We start from the raw sequence: 5,204 nt of genomic DNA on the forward strand, positions 1-5,204 counted from the left end.
TGGCCGAAGGCCAACCGGAGGCGGCGCGGGGGTCAAGGGGCTCTCCCCTTGCGGCTTCTTTCCCCCATTTCTTATCCGTATAAGAAATGGGGTCGCTGTCGGTCGACTACCGACAAACTGTGCCGCTCGATGAGTGGGCGATCTAAGACTGTCGTCGGTCGACTACCGGCAAGCCATCCGCCTGCTGGGCGGAAAATCCAAGACCGCCGCGACGCAAAGAAACCGCCTTGCGGCGGCTTTCCGCTTGTCGCGCTGCGGTTCTCCACAGACCGGACGCGCGGTCTGCGCGACGCAAAGAAACCGCCTTGCGGCGGTTTCTTTGCAGGGAAACGTGTATTTATTTGACCAAGCCCCGGGACGGTCCTTGCGTGCTGTTAACGCGGCCCGTCCAAGCGGTGGTTGGCGTCGGAAAGAATTAGGCGCTGTGCGTCCGGTAAGCGCTCTTTTTGGGAATCCGCATGGTGTAGCAGATGTATTCCTCATCCTCCACCTTGGTGGTGTTGATGTCGATGCCCGCCAGCTTCATGGTGGATACCGCCTTGGAGATCGTATTCATAAAGACGCGCAGGTCCTTTACGATAAACAGGCGGGTGGCCTTGCGGGGCTCTTCCTGCTCCTCCGCAGGCTCGAGGAGCGCCTCCACATACCGCTCGGTCTCCCCCACGTTCAGGCGTTCCCGCACGATATGCTCCAGCGCCGCCGCGACGGTGATTTCATCCGGGAGCTTGAGCAGGGCGCGCGCGTGGCGTTCGGTCAGCCCCGCATCGAGCATCCGGCGGCGCAGCGGCTCGCTGAAGGTCAGCAGGCGCAGCTTGTTGGCGACGGTCGACTGCGCTTTGCCCAGCCGTTCGGCAGCCTGCTGCTGGGTCATGTCACACCGCTGCATGAGCTGTTGGATGCCCGCCGCCTCTTCAAAATAGTTGAGGTCCTTGCGCTGGAGGTTTTCCACCAGAGAAAAGACCGCGGACTTCTCGTCGTCAAACTGTTCGACGATGGCCGGGATCTTGTCCAGATGGAGCATCCGGCAGGCCATCAGCCGGCGTTCCCCCGCGATGAGCTCATAGCCGGTTTCGGTGCTGCGCACCGTGATCGGCTGGAGCAGCCCGCTCTGGGAGATGCTGTCGGCAAGCTCCTTCATGCCCTTGGGATCGAACTGCCTGCGCGGCTGGTAGGGACTCGAGGTGATCTCGTTGACATCCAGCAGGACGACCCGGTTGACCGTGCGCTGTTTTGAAAACTTCATGGCATTTCACGTCCTTCCGTTTGTCCTTGACTAGATGGTACCACGAAATATTCCTGATTTCCAGAAATTTCGGTCGCAGAAAAAAGCAAAATCCGCCAGCCTGGTACGTCAGGCCAGCGGATTTTTTGCCATTTTCGCGTGGGGCCGCGGGTATTTTGTCGAGGTCTGCGATATTTTTTTGATGCATATGATCGTCCTGCGGCTCCCATCGGGGAGTACCAGCCGTTCGATCCGCTCGATTTTTCCTCCCAGGAGCTGTACCGCCCTACGGGATTCCTCCAGTTCGGCATCCACGTCGCCCCCCTTGAGCGCCGCGAAGGTCCCCCCCGGCGCCGCCAGCGGCAGGCAGTATTCGCTCAATTCGCGCAGATGCGCCACCGCCCGCGCGGTTACAAACGCATATTGTTCGCGGTGGGCGGGCTGCCTGCCCGCCTCCTCGGCGCGCGCATGGACACATTCGTTTTCCTGCCCGAGCGCGGCGGAAAGCTCCCGCAGGAAGATCAGCCGCTTATTCAGGCTGTCGAGCAGCGTAACCCGCAGGTCGGGCCGCACGATCTTCACCGGCACCGACGGGAACCCCGCGCCGGTCCCCACGTCGACCAGCTTCGCCCCGGCGGGCGGCGCGGCCGCCCTGAGCAGGGTCAGGCTGTCCACAAAGTGCTTGACGACGATCTCCCCCGGCTCGGTGATTGCCGTGAGGTTCATCTTTTCGTTCCACTCGACGAGCAGTTCGGCGTAGCGGTCGAACTGCTCCAGCTCGGCCTCCCCGAGCGGTATGCCAAATGCGGCCGCATACTCCGCGAGCATCTTTTTGTCGATCATGTCTTCCCTCCCCCGCGCTGTTCCAACCAGATCAGCAGCACGGAAATATCCGCGGGGCTCACCCCGCTGATGCGCGACGCCTGCCCGATGTTGGTGGGACGGATTTTTCCCAGCTTCTCCGCCGCTTCCAGCCGCAGCCCGCCGATCTCCCGGTAATCGGTCTGTACGGGCAGGGCTCGGTTTTCCAGCCGCCGCATCTGCTCCACCTGGGCGAGCTGCTTTTTGATGTAGCCCTCGTATTTGATGGTGATCTCCGCCTCCTCCCACACGTCGCGCGGAAGCGCCGGGCGGGCCGGGTCAAAGGGCGCGAGGTCGGCGTAGCCGACCTGCGGGCGGCGCAGCAGCTCCGCTAGCCGGACGGAAAGGGTGACCGGAGACGTTTCACGTGAAACAAGCAGGGCGTTCAGCTCCTCTGTCGGCGCGGCCGGCGTACTCCGCAGCCGCGCGATCTCCCCCTCGATCAGCGCCTGCTTCTCCCGGAAACGCCGCCAGCGCTCCTCCCCGATCAGGCCCAGCTCATGGCCGGTGGGGGTCAGCCGCGCGTCAGCGTTGTCCTGACGCAGAAGCAGCCGGTATTCCGAACGGGAGGTCATCATGCGGTAGGGGTCGTTGCAGCCCTTGATCACAAGGTCGTCGATCAGCGTCCCGATATAGGAGCTCGCGCGGTCGAGGATGAGCGGCTCCTTCCCCTGCGTCCGGCGCGCGGCGTTCACGCCGGCGACCAGGCCCTGCGCCGCGGCCTCCTCATATCCGGAGGTGCCGTTGAACTGCCCCGCGCCGTAAAGCCCCACGACCTGCTTGAATTCAAGCGACGCGCCGAGGCAGGTCGGGTCGATGCAGTCGTATTCGATCGCATAGGCGTTGCGCATGATCTCGATCTTTTCAAAGCCGTCGATCGTGCGGTAAAGCGCGACCTGCACCTCCTCGGGCAGCGACGAGGACATCCCCTGCAAGTACATTTCGTTGGTGTCCAGCCCCATCGGCTCGATAAAAAGCTGGTGGCGGGTCTTGTCGGCAAAGCGGACGACCTTGTCCTCGATGCTCGGGCAGTAGCGCGGCCCGATTCCCTCGATCATTCCACCATAGAGGGGTGAGCGGTGGAGATTTTGACGGATGACCTCATGGGTGCGCTCGTTTGTATAGGCCATATAGCAGACCGCGCGGTTTTGAAGTCCCGCCGGGTCGGTCTCGAAGGAAAAGGGCGTGACCGGGTCGTCCCCCTCCTGCATCTGCGTCCTGGAGAAATCGATGGAGCGGCGGTCGACCCGCGCGGGGGTGCCGGTCTTGAAGCGGCGGAGCGTGATCCCGAGCGCGCGCAGCGAATCGGAAAGCGGCCCCGCCGCGTGCATGCCGTCCGGCCCGCTCTCGGCGGTATACTCGCCTACAAAAATCTTTCCGCGCAGGAAGGTGCCGGTGCAGAGCACCGCCGTTTTTACGCCGTAGACCGCGCCCAGCGCGGTGACGACCGCGGACACCCGGCCGTTCTCCGCACGGATATCGACGATCTCGGCCTGCTTGAGGTCGAGGTTCTTCTGATATTCGAGCGCGCGCTTCATATAGAGATGGTACTGCTTGCGGTCGGCCTGCGCGCGCAGGCTGTGGACCGCCGGGCCCTTGCCTCGATTGAGCATCCGGGACTGGATGAAGGTGGCGTCGGCCGCCTTCGCCATCTCGCCGCCGAGCGCGTCGATCTCCCGGACAAGATGTCCCTTGGCAGTCCCGCCGATCGAGGGGTTGCAGGGCATATTGCCGATCGCGTCGAGGGATATGGTAAAGAGCACGGTGCGCGCGCCGAGACGCGCGGCCGAAAGCGCGGCCTCAATGCCCGCGTGTCCCGCGCCGATCACAGCGACGTCGTAATCGCCCGCCCGGTATTCCATTGAAACCCCTCCCTTTCACCAGAGTTTTGGCTTGCCGCTTTTTAAAAGTTTTCGGGGTCAAGGGGGACTTTTTCAAAAGTCCTCCCTTGCCGCCGCCGCAGCGGCGGAACGCCCCCATCCTTCAGGCGTATTTTTCGGCCCCTTTTTACAAGAGAAAAAGGGGCATTTGCCGTGGAGCGGTCCCCCGTGGGAAACCGCTCCACGGCATCCTTTTTTTTGGCCCGCGGCGACGGAATGCGCACCTGCGGGCCCGGGCAAGGGCTCCGCCCTCGCCGCCGGACCTCGTCCGGCGGCTCACCCGCCACCTTTTAAAAAAGGTGGACGAAAATTTTCATCTTCTCACTTGCCGACGCAGAAGCGGGAGAACACCTGGTCGACAACCTCCTGCGACGCGCGCCTGCCCGTCAGTGTGAGCAGCGCGTCCACCGCGCGTTCGATACAGACGCAGACCGCATCGTAGGAGACGCCCGCTTCGAGCGCATCCGCCGCCTCGCGCACCTCCGCCAGCGCATCCGCCACGGCGGCGCGCTGGCGCTCGTTAGCGACCACCGCGGCCGACGGGTCGAACCGCTCAAGCCGGAAGAGCTCCCCGATCTTCTCCCTCAGCGCGTCCGCGCCCTCCGCCGACTTTGCCGAGAGCGTCACGACATGCGCGAAGCTCTTCCGGATGACCTCCATGTCCAAGCGCTGGGGCAGATCGTTCTTGTTGACGAGCGCGATGCACACCGCATCTTTGCAGCAGCCGATGACGCGCAGATCGTTTTCATCCAGTTCATCGGAGCCGTCGAAGACCGCCAGCACGAGCTGCGCCCGCGCAAGCTCCCCGACCGCGAGGTCGACCCCCGCGCGCTCCACCGGGTCGTCGGTGCCGCGGATGCCCGCCGTGTCCGACAGGTGCAGCACGATCTCCCCCAGACGGATCGTGTCGCTCACGATGTCCCGCGTCGTCCCCGCGACGTCGGTGACGATGCTGCGGGCGTGCCCCGCGAGCAGGTTCATCAGCGTCGACTTGCCCACGTTCGGCCGCCCGACGATCGCGGCGGAGATCCCCTCCCGGATGATCTTCCCCGTATCGTAGGTGCCGAGCAGGCCGGCCAGGTCCCCTTCACAGCGGCGCAGCCCCTTGCCCAGCTCGAGCGGGTCCACCTCCGCGATCTCCTCCTCAGGGTAGTCGATCCACGCGGCCAGATGGGCGGCGTAGCCGGTGAGCGCGCCCGCCGCGGCCTCGGCCCGGCGATAGAGCGCGCCGTCCCGCGCGC

4 protein-coding genes are annotated in these 5,204 nt (G+C 64.3%); all 4 read right to left on the reverse strand.

Annotated elements, in window-relative coordinates; all coding sequences use genetic code 11:
• Nucleotides 1-415: 415 nt before the first annotated feature.
• Complete coding sequence (locus RDM88_RS11610; RefSeq protein ID WP_308754993.1) at nt 416-1,243, reverse strand: ParB/RepB/Spo0J family partition protein; 828 nt, start codon at nt 1,241-1,243, stop codon at nt 416-418.
• Between the two features lie 108 nt (nt 1,244-1,351).
• A complete protein-coding gene (gene rsmG / locus RDM88_RS11615; RefSeq protein ID WP_308754994.1) occupies nt 1,352-2,065 on the reverse strand; it encodes a 16S rRNA (guanine(527)-N(7))-methyltransferase RsmG in 714 nt (237 codons plus the stop codon).
• Nucleotides 2,062-3,945: a tRNA uridine-5-carboxymethylaminomethyl(34) synthesis enzyme MnmG gene (mnmG, locus tag RDM88_RS11620; RefSeq protein WP_308754995.1), complete on the reverse strand. Its 1,884-nt coding sequence runs from the start codon at nt 3,943-3,945 to the stop codon at nt 2,062-2,064. Before mnmG ends, rsmG begins: the two co-directional genes overlap by 4 nt.
• 339 nt (nt 3,946-4,284) lie before the next feature.
• The coding region (locus tag RDM88_RS11625; protein ID WP_308754996.1) for a GTPase at nt 4,285-5,204 on the reverse strand (920 nt) is incomplete at its 5' end.

It is taken from the genome of uncultured Anaerotruncus sp. (genome assembly GCF_902490045.1).
Lineage (GTDB): Bacteria > Bacillota > Clostridia > Oscillospirales > Ruminococcaceae > Anaerotruncus.

Coding starts and splice junctions, on each gene's coding strand:
- RDM88_RS11610 (WP_308754993.1), bottom strand. CDS start 1,243: ATGAAGTTTTCAAAACAGCGCACGGTCAACCGGGTCGTCCTGCTGGAT.
- rsmG (WP_308754994.1), bottom strand. CDS start 2,065: ATGATCGACAAAAAGATGCTCGCGGAGTATGCGGCCGCATTTGGCATA.
- mnmG (WP_308754995.1), bottom strand. CDS start 3,945: ATGGAATACCGGGCGGGCGATTACGACGTCGCTGTGATCGGCGCGGGA.